Raw genomic sequence first — 16,080 nt, 5'->3', positions numbered from 1 at the left:
CCCCCCGACCGAGGCGGTGGAGACAGGCGGATACGCCCAGAGGTCGTGTCACGGGCCAAGCCGATCAAGGCTGCATCGGATCTGCACATTTAAGCCCGGATTGTCTGCACGAGATCGTTCTAGGCTTCCGAGCGTGACAGACCAGCGGCGCATTCTCGTGGTCGAGGACGACGCGACCATCGCGTTGGCCCTCCAGAGCCGGCTCGTCGCCGAGGGCTTCGACGTCCGCACAGCGGGGGACGGTGAGGCGGCGCTCGCGGCCTACGCGAGAGCGGAGCCGGACCTGGTCGTTCTCGACAGGCTGCTGCCCGGCCTCGACGGCGTGGAGGTGTGCCGGCGCATGCAGGCGGCACGGCCCGTCCCTGTGCTGATGCTCACCGCGCTCGGCGAGGAGACCGACCTGCTCGTCGGCCTCGGCGTCGGCGCCGACGACTACCTCACCAAGCCGTTCAGCATGCGCGAGCTCGTCGCGAGGATCCACGCGCTGCTGCGCAGGGTCGAACGGGCGGCGCAGCTCGCGCACGAGGACACGGTGATCCGCGTCGGCGGCGTCGAGATCAACACCGCCGAGCGCAGGGTGTTCGTACGCGGGGTCGAGGCCCAGCTGACCCGCACCGAGTTCGACCTGCTCAGGCGCCTCGCGGAACGTCCCGGCCACGTCTTCGAGCGCGAGAGGCTGCTCTCCGACATCTGGGGCTTCTCGGAGGCCGCCGCCACCCGCACGGTCGACAGCCACGTACGGGCGCTGCGCCGCAAGCTCGGCGCGGGCATCGTCCGTACGGTCCACGGCGTCGGATACGCGCTGGTCAAGCCGTGAGGCCGCTCGACTTCCTCGGCCGGATCAAGATCAAGCTCGGGCTGGTCATCCTGCTGGCGGTGGCCACGGCCTTCGCGCTCAACGAGTACGGCCGCCTGCTGGGCATCGTCCCGGCCGTGCGCATGGGGCTCGCGGCGTTCCTCAGCCTCGGTATGGTCCAGCTGATCGGCCGGGGCATGACCGGGCCGCTGCGCGAGATGGCCGCCGCCGCCCAGACCATCGCCAAGGGCCGGTACGGGATGCGGGTCAGGGCGACATCCCGGGACGAGGTGGGCGAGCTGGCGCGTGCCTTCAACGCGATGGCGGCGGACCTTGAGGAGGTGGACCGGCAGCGCCGCGAGCTGGTCGCCAACGTGAGCCACGAGCTGCGTACGCCCATCACCGGGTTGCAGGCCGTGCTGGAGAACGTCGTGGACGGCGTGTCCCCGCCCGACCTCGCCACGCTGAGCACGGCCCTGGCCCAGACCGAACGCCTCGGACGACTGGTGGCCCAGCTGCTCGACCTGTCACGGCTGGACTCCGGCGCCCGGCCCATCGAGCCCGAACTGGTGGAGCTCGGACCGTTGTGCGGCCAGGCCGTACGGGAGGCGAGCCTCGCGCGCGACGACGTGTCGCTGTCGAGCGCGGTGTCGCCCCGGCTCGGCGTCCAGGCCGATCCCGCGCTGCTCGCCCAGGTGCTGGCCAACCTGCTGGACAACGGCGTGCGGCACAGCCCGCCCGGCGGGCTGGTCCGGCTCGAAGCACGGCCAGAGGGGGCGGGCGTACGGCTGAGCGTGACCGACGAGGGGCCGGGCATCCCCGAGCCGGAGCGGCCCCGGGTGTTCGAGCGGTTCTCCCGCCTCGACACCGCGCGGGCGGCCGACGCGGGCGGCGCGGGCCTGGGCCTGGCCATCGTCAAGGAGATCGTCGAACTGCACGGCGGCTCGATCAGAGTCGCCGACTCCCCGGTCGGCTGCCGGATGGTCGTCGACCTTCCCGGAAGGAAGGCTGCCATGAGCGACGCACCCGAGCCCCTGGGAGAACCCCGCCAACCCGACAAAACCCCCACCGCACCATCCGCACCCAAGCCAAGCCGTGGCGAGGAGCGTTTACCCGAGGTGGAGGCGAGCCTTGGCGAGGATCCTTCACCCGGGCCCGGTGACCCTGTGGGCCGACCGGCGGACGGGCCCTCGGAGACCGGGAACGAGCCACCCCGTGCCGCCGAGCCCGAGCACCCCAAGGTCCGGAGCGGTTCTCTCCCCACCGAGGGCGGCCTCGCGCCCTCCGGCGATGAGCCGGTTCCCGTGAAGGACGAGCCGGGCGACTCCGGAACCGACCCGCTCCCTACCGGGGGCGAGCGGGTCCGTACAGAAGACGCACGCCTCCCCACGCCGGGGCATGGTCCCGGTTCGCAGCACGGGCATGGGCCGGTGGCCGCGCCACCAGGAGTCGCCGCCTCGGTGGCCGTGTCCCCGGGTGGGGTGCGGCCGGTGCCGCGGCGGGAGGCGGATTACGTGCCGCCGCCGCTGTTCCCGCGTCCGGACCTGCCCGAGACGCCTCGCAGGCTGCCGTTCATGGCGGCGGCGGTCGGGCTCCTGGCGGCGATCGCGCTGCCGTACAGCAGGCCGGGACTCGGGATCGCGCTCGTGGCCGTCGCCGCCGGCGCGGCGGTGCTTCCCGCGGCCAGACACCGGATCACGCCGTGGACGGCGGCGTTCGGCCTGCTGGCGTACGCGCTGGTCTCCGTCGCCCTGTTCAGGGACGCCGAGTGGATGGTCGCCCCCATGCTGCTCGCCGGCTTCGGGGTCGCCGCGCTCGCGGTGTCGGGAGGCGGTCGCGGCTGGCTCGGAGTGATCAGGGGCGGGATGTCGGTCGTCCTCGCGGTGCTGCCGCTCCCGTGGTTCCTCGCGGCGCCGCTGAAGGGGATCAACCGGCGGCGGGTCGGGCCCGTGCTCGCGGCGCTCGGCCTGACCGCGGTGCTGATCGTCGTGTTCGGGTTGCTGTTCGCCTCCGCCGACGCGGTCTTCTCGTCCTTCGTCGCGCACCTGTTCACCGCCCCGGCGTGGGCCTCGTCCCTGCCGTTCCGGATCTTCGTTTTCGTGGTCTTCGCCGCGCTGGTGGGGGCGGCGACGCTCGTCGCCCTGAGGCCGCCGGTCGAGCCGGCCACGCCCAACCTGCGCGCGACCGTGAGCGGCACCCTGTGGATCACTCCGCTGGTGGCGCTGAACCTGCTGTTCGCCTCCTTCGTGGGCGTGCAGATCACCACGCTCTTCGGCGGCAACCGCAAGGTCGTGGAGACGGCGGGGCTGACCTACGCCGAGTACGCCAGGTCGGGCTTCTTCGAGCTGGTCACGGTCAGCGTGTTCGTGCTCGGCCTCGTCGCGGTGGCCGCCGGTGTGCTCGCGCCCAAAGGCAGGGAGCGCTGGCTGCTCGCCGGACTGCTCGGCCTGCTGTGCGGCCTCACGCTGGTGATCCTCGCCTCGGCACTGCACCGGCTCGGCCTCTACACCGACGCGTACGGCCTGTCGCGGCTGCGGGCTTCGGTCGGGGCGACCATCTGGTGGCTCGGCGCGGTGTTCGCGGTCGTGCTCGTCGCCGGGGGGATGCGGCTGGCGGGCAAGAGGATCGGCTGGCTCCCGCGCGCGATGGTGCTGCTGACGGGAGTGTCGCTGGTGGTCTTCGCCGTCTGGAACCCCGACCTGCGGGTCGCCGAGAGCCAGCTTCACAAGCGCGGCGTCGAACGGCTCGACGTGGACTATTTCAGCGACCTCGGGGCCGAGGCCGTACCGGTGGTGGACGCCCTGCCCGAGCCGGCGCGTAGCTGCCTGCTGTCGAAGATGGCCATCGTGGAGAGCCTGGGAGAGCCAGAACCGTGGAACGGATGGAACCTCGCGCGCCAGAAGGCCCGCGACCTGCTCCACGCCCTCCCACCGGCGGAGCCGACTCCGCCCACCTGTCAAGATATAGGGTCACCTGGGACATAGGTCATTCACAGCGGGCTCCTTGAAAGGCACGGCTGCGTTGGACGGTTCGGTTTACGTCTATGTCGAGGACGTGCGAGACGAGGGCGTCGGCCAGGTCCTCGACCGGATCGCCGGGTACGGCGTGCGCGAGGTGACGGTCGCCGCCGCCTACCACGGGGCCCGCGACGTCACCCCGCACGGTGCCTCGCGGGTGACCGTCCGCGCCGACGGCGTCCACTTCACGCCGCCCGCCGACCTGTTCGGCGGCCTGCGCCTGGTGCCGCCCATGCAGGCCGGCGCCGCCGAGGAGCCGCTCGTGGCGCTGCGCGAGGCCGCGGCCGACCGGGGGATGACCCTGCACGGGTGGACGGTGTTCCTGCACAACATCACGCTCGGCCTGCGCGACCCGGACGTGACCGTGAGCGACTGCTTCGGCGGGCGCGGCTTCCCGGCGGCCCTGTGCCCCGCGCACCCCGACGTCCGCCTGTACGCCGTCGCCCTGGCGAGGTCGGTGGCCCGGCAGGGGGTGAGCAGCGTGGTGGCCGATTCCCTGCACTTCGGGGCGTTCGCCCAGGGGTACCAGCAGGAGAGGTGCTTCGTCCCGCTCGGCCCGATGGACGAGTTCCTGTTCGGGCTGTGCTTCTGCTCGTGGTGCATGCGGCGCGCGGCCGACCTCGGGGTCAAGGCGGAGGTCGCGCGGGAGGAGTGCGCCCGCATCGTCGGCGGGGTACTCGACGGCGACCCGCCCGCGCAGGGCGAGGTGACGCGCGCGGCCCTCACGGCCTACGCCGGCCCCGAGGTCGTGGCGTACGCGCGAGCCCGATCGGAGACGGTGACCTCACTGGTCAGCGAGGTGTCGTCGGCGGTGGCCGCCGAGGGCTCCAAGCTGACCTTCCTCGACGGCACGGGCCACAGGAAGGGGTACGCCGACGGCCTGCCCCCGGCAGGCCTCGCCGCGCACGACGCCTGGCAGCTCGGCGTCGACCTGGTCGCGCTCGGCGACCTCGTGCCGTCCTTCGGGGTGCTCGCCTACGCCAGGGACGCCGCCCGGGTGGCCGACGACGTGGGCGCCTACCGCCGTTCGGTCGGCAACGACAGGGAGCTCCGGGTGGTGCTCCGCCCCGGCCGTCCCGACACCGACTCGGAGGACCGGCTGGCCGCCAAGGTGCGCGCGGTCAAGGCCGCGGGCGGTGACGCCGTCGACTTCCACGCCTACGGGCTCGTGCCGTACAGCGTCCTGAACCGCATCCCGGGGGCACTCGGCCACAAGGCCTGACCCCCGGCGCGCCGCTCAGGCGGACTCGCGGATGACCAGCTCGCTGGGCAGGATGATGTGGTCGGTCACGCGGTCCTTGGCGGGTGTCAGCAGCAGCCGCACCATCGCGGTCGCCTGCTCGACGATCGGCTGGCGGACGGTGGTGAGCGGCGGATCGGTGTAGGCCGCGGCCTCGATGTCGTCGAAGCCCACCAGGGCCACGTCGTCGGGCACGCGGCGCCCCGCCCGGCGCAGGGCGCGCAGCGCGCCGATCGCCATCTCGTCGTTCGCCGCGAACACGGCGTCGAGCGCGGGGTCGTCCTCCAGGAGCTGCCGCATCGCGTCGGCGCCCGAGGCGCGGGTGAAGTCGCCGACGGCGACGATCGACCGGCGGTCGGAGTCGCGCAGGGCGTCGCGGTAGCCGGTCAGGCGGTCCTGGCCGCCGATCATGTCCTGGGGGCCGGCGATGGTCGCGATGCGGCGCCTGCCCGTGGCGAGCAGGTGCCGCACGGCCGCCCCGGCGCCGCCCACGTTGTCGTTGTCGACGTACGGCAGGGCCACGGCCACGGCGGGCCTGCCGTACGACACGACCGGCACGCCCATGCGGTTGAGTGCGGCGGGGAGCGGGTCGGCGCCGTGCATGGACAGGAGCAGGACCCCGTCGACGTGCCCGCTGGATATGTAACGCTCCACACGCTCGTGGCCGCGCGGCGAGCTGGCGAGCATGAGCACGATCTGCTTGTCGGACGACTCAAGCTCGCTGCTGACCGTGCGGACCACCATCGAGAACAGCCGGTCGTCGGAGAACACCCTGGTCGCCGGCTCGGAGATCACCAGGGCGATGGAGTCGGTGCGCTGGGTGACCAGGCTCCGGGCGGCCGAGTTGGGGACGTATCCCAGCTCGCTCACGGCCCGCAGCACCGTGTCCCTGATCTCCGGGGTCACCGTCGACTGGCCGTTGACGACCCGCGAGACGGTCGCCCGGGAAACGCCCGCTCGCGCGGCGACCGCTTCCAGGGTGGGTCGTTTCATTCGCAGAGCCCTGTCTTCCTCGGGTCGGTCATGGGGTGAGGCCGTTCCCCCGGATGACATCCCGGTAGCCCAGCCCGCTGTCCTTGGGGAGCCGGCGCTGGGTCTCGCAGTCGGCGTACACGATCCCGAGCCTCCGGCGGTACCCATCGTGCCACTGGAAGTCACCCGGTCGCGACCTTACGAGAGACCCCCGGAAATCCGCGTCACCCTGCAGCACGGCGAGGCCGCCGGGGTGGGCGCGCTCCGGGACGTCCGCGCGAGTGGTCGTCATCGCCTGACCGCCCCCTGCATGTGTTCCTCCGATGATCTGCCTGCCGGGGCAGGCCGTGGCCGGGCGGGAGCGGAACGGCGCCCCCCGCCGCCCGCCGGGCGAGCCCCTCGCGCGTGCCCGCGGGAGCCCTCTCTCGATGATCAAAAGAGAGCGCTCTCGGCTCCGGGCGGGCGCGGAGCCGATCCGTGCCGGGAAGCGTCCCCATGATAAAGGTTCTTTCCGATTATCTCGACGATCCCAGTGAGATGGGGTCTGGTGTCCTGAACATGGGGTTTCGTCCCTGATGGGAAGGCCGACGGCGCGGCGGGCCGCCGTCGCCGTCGCCGAGCAAGAGTGGAGAGCGCTCTCATGATCTACGAGAAACATTCTCTGGCTGTTGACACGGCTTGTCAGCCCATCTAGCGTCAGCGGCGCTGAGAGCGTTACAAGCAAGTTACGTCGACGCGAACACCTGGATCCCAGCGCTGTGCGGGCCTCGAACGGCCGTCGGGCCCGCGGTAGGAGTTGTCGCCGGCCTCCGCCTCGTCGAGGCGGGCCGGTCCCCCCACGACGAAAGTCACGCCGCATGACCACCGATCTCCCCAGGAACCCCTCCTTGAGACGACGGTCCGCCGGGTTGGCCGTCGCCACCCTGCTGGCAGGCCTGCTCGCCACCGTCCCCGTCACCTCCGCCAGCGCCGCCACCGTCACCGTGGGGGTCGGCAGCTACACGACCGACCTTCCCGCCGGAGCCGTCGGCCCGTCCAACAACGCCGGCGCGCCGGTGACCCCCAAGATCACCTCTGCCGTCACGGCGAAGGTCCCGACGAACGACTGGTGGTCCTCGCTGGCCTTCCAGCGGTACGCGGGCAACCCCTACTCCGAGAACATGTACGCCCACCCGCTGGCCTTCCACGCCGTCGCGGGCGGCCTTGAGGTCAGCTACCCGACCTCGCCCACGATCTCCGCGTCGCAGTACGACTACACCCACGCCCGCGACCTCACCCTTGGCGTGACCGGCCTCAACGCGCCGAGCACCCAGGTGGACGGCTGGTCCGACTGGACCGTCACCCCCTACTGGTCCGACGGCGCCCGCACGCTGCGCGCGACCATCGGGCACGGGCTGCCGTTCGTCTACGCCACTCCGTCCGGCGGGAACGCACAGGTCAGCTTCGTCGCGACGCCCACGATCTGGGCCGACCGGGGCAACGTGCTCGGGGCCACGGTCAACGGGCACGACTACGCCCTGTTCGCGCCGACCGGCACCGACTGGACCATCGCGGGAACGGCGGCGACCGTCGCCCTCGGCGGCAAGAACTACTACTCCGTCGCGGCCCTGCCCGCCCGCGGCGCGCTCGACCTGTTCGCCAAGTACGCCTACTCCTTCGTCACCGGCACCAAGGTGAGCTGGTCGTACGACGAGGCCGCCGCCCGCCTCACGACCACCTACACCGCGACGACCACGGCCAAGGAAGGCACCGAGACGGGGACGCTGCAGGCGCTCTACCGCCACCAGTGGCTCGCCACCACCGACCCGCTCACCACCTACACCTACGTGTCGCCGCGCGGCACGATGAAGCTGCGCGAGGGCGCGTCGTTCAGCACCCGGCAGACCTTCCACGGCGTCCTGCCTGCACTGCCGGACCTCGGCGCCTACGACCGGGCGCGGCTCGGCGACTTCGTCAAGCAGGGAGCGGCGGGCGACCCGCTCGGGGGCATGGGCGACACCTACGGGACGGGCAAGACCCTCGGGCGGCTCGCGCAGCTCGTGCCCATCGCCGAACAGCTCGGTGACACCGCGTCCCGCGACAAGCTTCTCGGGATGCTCAAGACCGAGCTGCAGAGCTGGTTCACCGCCGGCGGCGAGCAGTTCAGGTACGACGGCACGTGGGGCATCCTGACCGGCTACCCCGCCTCGTACGGCAGCGACTCCGAGGTCAACGACCACCACTTCCACTACGGCTACTACCTCATGGCCGCCGCCACGGTGGCACGGTACGACCGGGCGTGGGCGGCCGACGGCCAGTGGGGCGGCATGGCGAAACTGCTGGCGAAGGACGCGAACAACTGGGACCGCACGGACACGCGCTTCCCGTTCCTGCGCAACTTCGACGCCTACGCGGGCAACGGCTGGGCGTCGGGGCACGCGGGCTTCGCGGCGGGGAACAACGAGGAGTCGTCCTCCGAGGGCATGAACTTCGCGACCGGAGCGCTGCTGCTGGGCGCGGCGACCGGGGACAACTCCCTGCGCGACCTCGGCATCTACCTGTACACCACGCAGGCGGCCACCATCGGGCAGTACTGGTTCGACGTGGACAACGTCGTCTTCCCCGCGGGTTTCAGCCATGACACCGCCGGCATGATCTGGGGCGACGGCGCCGCCTACGGCACCTGGTGGACCGGCAACCCCGAGGAGATCCACGGCATCAACTACCTGCCCATCACGGGCGGTTCGCTGTACCACGGGCTCTACCCGAACAAGGTGAGGGCCGGCCTGGCCGAGATGGAGGCCGGCAACGGCGGCCCGGCGGTGGAGTGGCGCGACATCATCTGGGAGTACCGGGCGCTCGCCGACCCGGCCGCCGCCAAGGCCAACTGGGACGCGGGGTGGAACGCCTACACCCCGGAGGCGGGGGAGACCAAGGCCCACGAGTACCACTGGATCTACAACCTGGCCAGGCTCGGCACGGTCGACGCGGCGGTGACCGCCGACACCCCGACGGCCGCGGTCTTCAGCCTCAACGGAACGCGCACCTACGTGGCGCACAACTACGGGACCGCCGCCCGCACCGTCACCTTCTCCGACGGCAAGAAGCTCACGGTTCCCGCCGCGTCGACCGCCACCAGCGCGGGCGGCTCCCCGTCACCCACCCCGACCCCGACTCCCACCGTGTCCCCGACGCCGACTCCCACCCCGACGCCGGGTTCCCCGACCCGCTACCTGCTGACCGGCGGCGCGCTGTCGGCCACCAGCGGCACGGCCGGATCGGACACGGTCCCCTCGGCCGGCGGCGTCACCCACGACGGCACCCCCTACAACCCGCTCGTCTACACCTCGACGGGCCTGACCATGTCCTACACCGGCGCCGCCACCGCGTTCGACCTGTTCCTCGACGCGGGAACCTCGGTGGGCAACGGCGTCCAGACCCGGGTCTCGTACGACCTGACGGGCGACGGCACGTACGACCGCGTGGAGACCTACAAGTACTTCGCCACCGATCCGGTCGCCGGCTGGGAGCACTCCACCCAGGCGGCGGGCCTCGCGTCCTCGTCGGGGACGCTCGGCAACCTCACCAACGGCCGCGTGAAGGTCGAGATCTGGAGCGCGATCGGGACCAACCCGACCTCGCTCGGGGTCGGCAACCGCTCCGTGGTCACCATCCCGTTCAGCTGACAGCGGCGGCGCCGGCCCGGGTCTCCGGGCCGGCGCCCGTCCTCGCGGAAAGTGTGTGATCTGCCCCCACCAGAGAAGAGGATCATCATGTCCACCGGTCCGGTGCCCCGAGGCCGTCCCCGGCTTCGCCTCCTGCTGGCCGCCATAGGCGCGGCCCTCATCCCCGTGATCGCGATGACCGCCACCGGCGGGTCCGCGGGCGCGGCCGTACCCACCACGCCGAGCGGCTGGAGCCTGGTGTGGAGCGACGACTTCAACGGCTCGGCGGGCTCCCTCCCGTCGTCGGCCGACTGGATCATCGACACCGGTCACGCCTACCCGGGCGGTCCGGGCAACTGGGGCACCGGTGAGATTCAGAACTACACCGCGAGCCCTTCCAACCTCAGCCTCGACGGGGCGGGCAACCTGCGCATCACGCCCATCAAGAGCGGCTCGGGCGAGTGGACCTCCGCCCGCATCGAGACCCGCCGGGCCGACTTCAAGCCGCAGGCCGGGCGCGTCCTGCGCATCGAGGGCCGCATCCAGATGCCCAACGTCACCGGGAACGAGGCGCTCGGCTACTGGCCGGCGTTCTGGGCGCTGGGCTCGCCGTACAGGGGCAACTACTGGAACTGGCCCAGCACCGGCGAGTTCGACATCATGGAGAACGTCAACGGGCTCAACGCGGTTTGGGGCGTCCTGCACTGCGGCGTGAACCCCGGCGGGCCGTGCAACGAGACGACCGGCATCGGCGCCAACCGGGCCTGCCCGGGCGCCAGTTGCCAGTCGGCCATGCACACCTACCGCTTCGAGTGGGACCGTAGCGTCAGCCCCAACCAGCTCCGCTGGTACGTGGACGGGCAGCAGTTCCACAGCGTCGCCGAGAACCAGATGGACGCCGGCACGTGGAGCAACATGACCAGCCACGCGGGCTACTTCCTCCTGCTCAACGTGGCCATGGGCGGCGCCTTCCCCAACGCGCTCGGCGGTTCGACGCCGACGGCGGCCACCGTGTCGGGACGTCCGATGGTCGTCGACTACGTCGCCGTCTGGCAGAGCGGCTCCGGCTCGACGCCCCCGCCGGGCTCGCCCACGCCGAGCCCCCCGCCCGGCGGCGGCTTCGACGCGCGGTCGACCATCCAGGCGGAGAGCTACCAGGCCCAGTCCGGTACCGGGCTGGAGACCACGACCGACAGCGGAGGCGGCCAGAACGTCTCGCAGATCGGCAACGGCGACTGGCTCCGGTACGACGGGGTGAGGTTCGGCACGTCCGCCGCCACGCAGTTCGTGGCTCGGGTCGCGTCCGGAGCGGCGGGCGGAGCCAGCGGCCTGGTCCAGGTACGGCTGGACAGCCCGACCGCCGCGCCGATCGGTGACTTCGCCGTCGGCAACACGGGCGGGTGGCAGAGCTGGCGCACCGTACCTGCCAACATCACGGGGGTAACCGGCACCCACACCGTGTACATCACCTTCTCCAGCGGCCAGCCGGCCGACTACGTCAACCTCAACTGGTTCACCTTCGGCAACTGATTCGCCAGCGGCCCGCGCCTTGGCCGGGCGCGGGCCGTGGTGGCGTTAACCTGGACGGATGAAGATCGGCAAGCTCGGTGTGGTCTGTGGCGGGCTCCTGCTGGCCGTCCTCGCGGGATGCTCCGCCGAAGGCGCCTCACCCTCGGCGCGAGCCGGCTCACCCTCGGCCGGAGTCGACGCGCCTTCGGCCGGAGTCGACGCGCCCTCGGCCGGGGGCGGCTCGCCTTCGGCTGGAGCCGGTTCGCCGTCTGCCGGGCTCCAGGTGAGCAGCCCGGCCTTCGCCGAGGGCGCGCCGATCCCGCGGAAGTACGTCTGCGGGAGCCAGGGAGGCCGGGACGTCTCGCCTCCGCTGGCCTGGAGCGGTGTCCCCGGGCCGGCGCGCGAGCTGGCGATCGTGGTGGATGACCCCGACGCGCCCGGCGGGTCGTACGTCCACTGGATCGTGACCGGCATCCCGGCCTCCGAGAGCGGCGTCGGCGAGGGCGGCGCCCCCGGCAGGACGGCGCCGGGCAGCGACGGCAGGCCCATGTACGCGGGTCCGTGCCCACCCGGCGGCGTGCACCACTACCACTTCATCGTGTACGCCCTGCGTGGCCCGATCAAGCCCGGCGGCGATGCCCGGGAAGTGCACAGGAAGATCAAGGACGCGGCCCTCACCTCAGGCGAGACGATCGGCACCTGGGGAAGCTGACGCCCTGGCTTGCCTCTGACCGATCAGCCGGCACGGCCGTCGGCCGGTCAGCGGGCACGCCGCCGACAGTCAGCGGGTACGGCCGTCGCTCAGCGGGTCCGGCCGCCGGTAAGCGCGGTGGCGACGCCGAGTCCGAGGTAGACGCAGCCGCTGAAGTACTTCAGCGGCTTCTGCCTTCCGTGCAGCAACCGGCTCAACGTGCCCGCGCCGACGGCGTAGACCATGTCGCTCGCGATGCCGAGCAGGAGAAGGGTCACGCCCAGCACCACGATCTGCAGCGCGGGAGACCCCGCCGCCGGATCCACGAACTGGGGGAGGAAGGCGAGGAAGAACAGGATGACCTTCGGGTTGAGCACGTTGACGACCACGCCTTCGAGGAAGATCCGGTGGAGAGGCTGGCCGGTCGCGGCGCTGGCGGTCGCCTCCCGGCCGCTGGTCAGCGTCCGGATCCCGAGATAGACGAGGTAGGCGGCGCCGGCCCACTTCACGACGGCGAACGCCGCCGCCGACCTGGCGATCAGGTACGAGAGCCCGGCCGCCGCCGCGGCGATGTGGACCAGGGTTCCCGTCTCCACCCCGACGGCCGACGCGACCGCGGCCGCCCTGCCCTGGGAGATGCCCCTGGCGGTGATGTAGAGGTTGTTGGGACCGGGGACGACGACCAGCGCGACGGCGGCCAGCGAGAAGATCAGCAAGGTCGAGGGGGAGATCATGGCCTCGACCCTAGAATCCTTTCGGCGCGAAACAGAGAGCCATTCATGGCCCGATTTCACGTCCAATCCCGTTCACGTCGGTGTTCGTGTGCTTCGTGGGCTTCTGGCGTTCGCGCCGGCCGGGGTGCGCCGCTGGTGCGGGCGTCCGGGGACAGGCGCCGGTAGAAGGTCGCCCGGGGTCAGGCACTTGTGGTGCGGGCGTCCAGGGCGAGGTCCCGCACTGCTTGGATCAGCTCGGCAGGATCGAACGGCTTGGTGAGGTAGGCGTCGACGCCTATGCCGAGGCCACGCTTCTTGTCGTCTTCCTGGGCCCGGGCGGTGATCATCATGATCTTGATGCGCTTGGTGCTCTCGTCGGCGCGAAGCTTCGTCGCCGTCATCCAGCCGTCCAGGCGCGGCATCATCACGTCCAGCGTGATCACGTCAGGTCGTACGGACTCCACCCGCTCCAGGCAGTCTTGCCCGTCGGTCGCCGTCTCGACCTGGAAGCCCTCCAGGCTGAGATTCACGGCGATGAGCTGTCGGATTACCTCGTCGTCGTCCACGACCAGCACGCGTCCCAGAACCTCGTCCACAGCCGCGAGGCTAAACCCTAAGACGAAGTCTCGCGAGTCCTTTTCCGAAGTTCCTAAGGGCTCGATCCTCCATGAGAACAAGTCGGCGACTGTCAGCGGCGCCGGTTACCGTCGAGCGCGTTGGAGACCTCCGAGACCTCTGCTGGTGAGGATGAGCCCAAGGGTGATCGGGCCGAAGCTGCTTTACCAGTTGGCCCTGCGGGTCGGCCACGTCATCGACCTTGGGTCTGCCTGCTGGGGCGCGTGGTGGTCATCCGCCGCTCAGCACCCGCGCGGCGGGATCACACGCGCGGCGGGATCACATGCGCGGCGGGATCACACAACGCTGCCGCCTGGCCTCACGCGCCGGGACCGTCGGTCCCCGCGGACGTCAGCCGGCCAGTGCCAGCCCCAGCAGATTGCCCGCCTCCGGCGAAACCGGCTGCCTCAGCAGCACCGGCCCCTGCGCCATGAACCGCGGCCGCGCCCCCCGGTGCTCGTCGGCGGCGTGCACGGTGAACGGGTGCACCAGGAACACATCGCCCGGCTCGCCCGTGGCGTGCGCCACCGGGAAGTCTCGCGTGGCCTCGTCGACCACCGGCCCGGCCTTCATCGGGTCCAGCACCTGCCCCGCGAGCGCCGCCCCCGCCGCCCGGTGAGAACCCACCCGGATCCGCGTCGGCGCGTCATCCGGGCCCACCCGCGACAGCAACGTCAGCACCAGCATCATCTCCGGCCGCCCGCTGACCGCGTACGTCCCGTCGGGCAGGGCCACATTCGCATCGATGTGCCACCCGCGATCGTCGACCGCAGCCTTGCCGGGAAACCGTACCGGGATCATGCCCAGCGCGCCACGCGGTGCCCAGCCGTCCGCCCCGCACACCTCATCCAGTGCCCGCGCCAGCCGAGCGCTGCGCGCCATCTGGCCCAGCGGCCCCTGACCGCTCAGGTCCGACGCCCACATCACCGGCTCGTCCCAGCCGGACGGATCGCCGGGGGAGCGCCCGCCCAACTGCTCCCACACCTGCGCCAGCGCCGCCTCGGCCAGCTCCAGCGCCACCGTCGCGGACACCTTCACGAACCCGTCGCGGACGAACGTCTCACCATCGATCGCTGCCATGACAATCACGTTAACCACAGGCGCAACCGATTAACGGATGGCGGTATCGGCGCGCGCGGCCTATCGGGTGTCGAGTCTCATACCCTTGACGCGCAGATCCCAAGTTCCTTTGTCAGCAGGCCATAAGCTCGCAGGGGATACGGCCATCCTTTCCCGACTGCTGGCCCTGGCGCTTCGGACGCAGTCTTTGTGCCGGGCTCGAACGCTCCGCCAAGGAGCGGTGGACTACCCGGCTTATCCACAAACCGCACCCTCACCTGGCCGGAAGCCCTCTCCACCGCAGATCAGAGGATGTGCATGAAGGGCGCTGCGTATCCACAACCGTGGTTTATGCACAGAGCGGGATTCGGTCCGGCGCGCCTGAGCCCGTCCAAATGATCCTGGGGCCTCGATTCCTCATCGAGCCCTAGGAGGGCATCTGTGATCACGATGCTCGTCACCACCGTCCTTGTCACGGGGGCGGCCCTTTCCGGAGGTTCCGGCGAGGGCGTTCCGCGCCTGCCTGCCGGCCGATGCGCGCAGGTCCGCTGGCTTCCCGGCCTCGAACCCCCCGCAGGGTCACGAAGTCTCCACCCGGTCCGCCGGCACCACGCCTCCTCGTCACCGTGGTTCCAAGCCGCCCCAGTGGCCTGGTCCGACGCGGCGCTTCCCCGCTGGTCCGACACCGCTCTGCCACGCTGGTCCGACGCTGCTCTCCACAAGTGGCTCGACGCCATCCCCACCCGGCTGCCCGCCAAGCCGCCCATCCACTGGCGAGTCACCATCCCGGCACCGTCGCGACAGGTCGCCTCCGCCTGGCTCCGAAACCTCGCCACCGGCCCGGCAACCACCATCTGCGACGACACGATTAGTACCGCTGCTTCAGCCAACCCCTCGAAAGTCCATCCCAGCCACCGCTCCGAGGGCGGTCCTCTCCACTCGCCTCAAGCTTCTGAACCCCCACTGTCCACCACACCACCCCCGCGATCCACTCCAGGGGCACCTCGGCACCAGATAGATCCACACGGCTCACCGGGCGCACGCATGTGGTCCTGGCCCACCCATGGCCGGGGCCCCGGCGGAACGGACGGACATGAGAACGACGACGAGACCCTCGCCCGAATCCACCAACCCGCACGCACCGAGGAGCACCTGCAGCCTCCCTTGACCTCCAGCACCGCCCGGTCGCGCGATGGGGTGTCGGGGGCGGCGGCTGCGAAGGCCGCCTCCACCTCTCGGTCACGCCAGGCGGTGTCCGGGGTGATCGCCGCGACCGCCGCGCTTCGCCAGCTTGGTACGCCGTACGTCTGGGGTGGAGGGTCCGTGACCGGGGCGACGCGTGGCGGCTTCGACTGTTCCGGGCTGGCCCTCTATGCCTGGGCTCGGGCGGGTGTCTCGCTTCCTCACTACACCGGCAGCCAGTTCACCAAAGGCACCAAGATCCCCTTCTCGAAGCTCAGGCCAGGAGATCTCGTCTTCTTCGGTGGCGGCAGCGGCGATCCCACCCACGTGGGCATCTACCTCAAAGACGGAGTGATGGTGCACGCGCCCAAGTCTGGCGACGTGGTGCGCAAGGTCGACTTCGCCCACTCTCTCTACTACCGTTCGCGCTACCGTGGCGCGATCCGCCCGGGAAAATGAATCCCCACCCACAGAGCAGGCACGGTCCTTCCTTTACGAGGCACGGGTATGCCCAGCGAGACATAGCGCGCGCCGGAAACGGCCTGTGTGTCGCTTGCCAGCCTGATGGGACCACCCAGTTGCCACGAGGAAGGGACCACCTGGTCGTGTAGTCGATCATAATGATCTCCCTCAGTTCGTCCC

General features: G+C 71.1%; 12 protein-coding genes. 7 read left to right on the top strand and 5 right to left on the bottom strand.

The features are described 5' to 3' along the window. Positions 1 to 133: 133 nt before the first annotated feature. From ACGFIV_RS09470 to ACGFIV_RS09460, 3 genes are read left to right on the top strand one after another with little or no spacing between them, the layout of a single operon-like run. On the top strand, positions 134 to 817 hold the full coding sequence (locus ACGFIV_RS09470) for a response regulator transcription factor (RefSeq protein WP_358558065.1): 684 nt from the start codon (positions 134 to 136) through the stop codon (positions 815 to 817). Beyond that, entirely contained in the window at positions 814 to 3,780 is a 2,967-nt protein-coding gene (locus ACGFIV_RS09465; RefSeq protein ID WP_392833550.1) for a DUF4153 domain-containing protein, read from the top strand. The genes ACGFIV_RS09470 and ACGFIV_RS09465 overlap by 4 nt, the downstream gene beginning before the upstream one ends. Before the next feature lie 37 nt (positions 3,781 to 3,817). Beyond that, positions 3,818 to 5,035 (top strand): hypothetical protein, encoded by a 1,218-nt coding sequence (locus ACGFIV_RS09460; protein ID WP_358558071.1) that lies wholly within the window; start codon positions 3,818 to 3,820, stop codon positions 5,033 to 5,035. A gap of 15 nt (positions 5,036 to 5,050) precedes the next feature. On the opposite strand, the gene ACGFIV_RS09455 is transcribed toward ACGFIV_RS09460, so the two are convergent. Together ACGFIV_RS09455 and ACGFIV_RS09450 are read right to left on the bottom strand one after the other, a co-directional pair. Beyond that, positions 5,051 to 6,046: a LacI family DNA-binding transcriptional regulator gene (locus ACGFIV_RS09455; RefSeq protein WP_358558074.1), complete on the bottom strand. Its 996-nt coding sequence runs from the start codon at positions 6,044 to 6,046 to the stop codon at positions 5,051 to 5,053. Positions 6,047 to 6,074: 28 nt separating this feature from the next. Beyond that, complete coding sequence (locus ACGFIV_RS09450; protein WP_392833545.1) at positions 6,075 to 6,317, bottom strand: family 1 glycosylhydrolase; 243 nt, start codon at positions 6,315 to 6,317, stop codon at positions 6,075 to 6,077. Between the two features lie 595 nt (positions 6,318 to 6,912). On the opposite strand from ACGFIV_RS09450, the gene ACGFIV_RS09445 reads away from it, so the two are divergent. The 3 genes from ACGFIV_RS09445 (at position 6,913) to ACGFIV_RS09435 (ending at position 11,890) form a co-directional block, all read left to right on the top strand. Then, positions 6,913 to 9,690, top strand: coding sequence for a glycosyl hydrolase (locus ACGFIV_RS09445; RefSeq protein WP_392833542.1), 2,778 nt, complete (start codon positions 6,913 to 6,915; stop codon positions 9,688 to 9,690). Positions 9,691 to 9,777: 87 nt separating this feature from the next. After that, on the top strand, positions 9,778 to 11,199 hold the full coding sequence (locus ACGFIV_RS09440; RefSeq protein ID WP_358558083.1) for a glycoside hydrolase family 16 protein: 1,422 nt from the start codon (positions 9,778 to 9,780) through the stop codon (positions 11,197 to 11,199). Between the two features lie 58 nt (positions 11,200 to 11,257). Next, entirely contained in the window at positions 11,258 to 11,890 is a 633-nt protein-coding gene (locus tag ACGFIV_RS09435) for a YbhB/YbcL family Raf kinase inhibitor-like protein (protein WP_358558086.1), read from the top strand. An 89-nt stretch (positions 11,891 to 11,979) separates the two neighbouring features. Here ACGFIV_RS09435 and ACGFIV_RS09430 read toward each other — a convergent pair whose 3' ends face one another. The 3 genes from ACGFIV_RS09430 to ACGFIV_RS09420 form a co-directional block, all read right to left on the bottom strand. Continuing rightward, the gene (locus tag ACGFIV_RS09430; protein ID WP_358558088.1) at positions 11,980 to 12,603 is read right to left on the bottom strand and encodes a LysE family translocator; all 624 of its coding nucleotides are present in this window, start codon (positions 12,601 to 12,603) and stop codon (positions 11,980 to 11,982) included. Between the two features lie 179 nt (positions 12,604 to 12,782). Further along, on the bottom strand, positions 12,783 to 13,178 hold the full coding sequence (locus ACGFIV_RS09425) for a response regulator (protein ID WP_358558091.1): 396 nt from the start codon (positions 13,176 to 13,178) through the stop codon (positions 12,783 to 12,785). A 370-nt stretch (positions 13,179 to 13,548) separates the two neighbouring features. Beyond that, positions 13,549 to 14,277: a phytanoyl-CoA dioxygenase family protein gene (locus ACGFIV_RS09420; protein ID WP_358558094.1), complete on the bottom strand. Its 729-nt coding sequence runs from the start codon at positions 14,275 to 14,277 to the stop codon at positions 13,549 to 13,551. A gap of 1,239 nt (positions 14,278 to 15,516) precedes the next feature. Here ACGFIV_RS09420 and ACGFIV_RS09415 point away from each other — a divergent pair. Beyond that, positions 15,517 to 15,897, top strand: coding sequence for an NlpC/P60 family protein (locus ACGFIV_RS09415; RefSeq protein ID WP_358558096.1), 381 nt, complete (start codon positions 15,517 to 15,519; stop codon positions 15,895 to 15,897). The last annotated feature ends 183 nt before the right edge of the window (positions 15,898 to 16,080 follow it).

This window comes from Sphaerisporangium sp. NPDC049003, assembly GCF_043197795.1.
In the GTDB taxonomy this organism is placed as follows: Bacteria; Actinomycetota; Actinomycetes; order Streptosporangiales; family Streptosporangiaceae; genus Sphaerisporangium.
The sequence above is the reverse complement of the archived record's forward strand: the minus strand, read 5'-3'. Positions and strand labels throughout refer to the sequence as shown.

What these genes read in the sequence shown, in the direction of transcription:
- ACGFIV_RS09430 (WP_358558088.1), bottom strand. Translation starts at nt 12,603, where the DNA reads ATGATCTCCCCCTCGACCTTGCTGATCTTCTCGCTGGCCGCCGTCGCG.
- ACGFIV_RS09420 (WP_358558094.1), bottom strand. Translation starts at nt 14,277, where the DNA reads ATGGCAGCGATCGATGGTGAGACGTTCGTCCGCGACGGGTTCGTGAAG.
- ACGFIV_RS09440 (WP_358558083.1), top strand. Translation starts at nt 9,778, where the DNA reads ATGTCCACCGGTCCGGTGCCCCGAGGCCGTCCCCGGCTTCGCCTCCTG.
- ACGFIV_RS09455 (WP_358558074.1), bottom strand. Translation starts at nt 6,046, where the DNA reads ATGAAACGACCCACCCTGGAAGCGGTCGCCGCGCGAGCGGGCGTTTCC.
- ACGFIV_RS09435 (WP_358558086.1), top strand. Translation starts at nt 11,258, where the DNA reads ATGAAGATCGGCAAGCTCGGTGTGGTCTGTGGCGGGCTCCTGCTGGCC.
- ACGFIV_RS09450 (WP_392833545.1), bottom strand. Translation starts at nt 6,317, where the DNA reads ATGACGACCACTCGCGCGGACGTCCCGGAGCGCGCCCACCCCGGCGGC.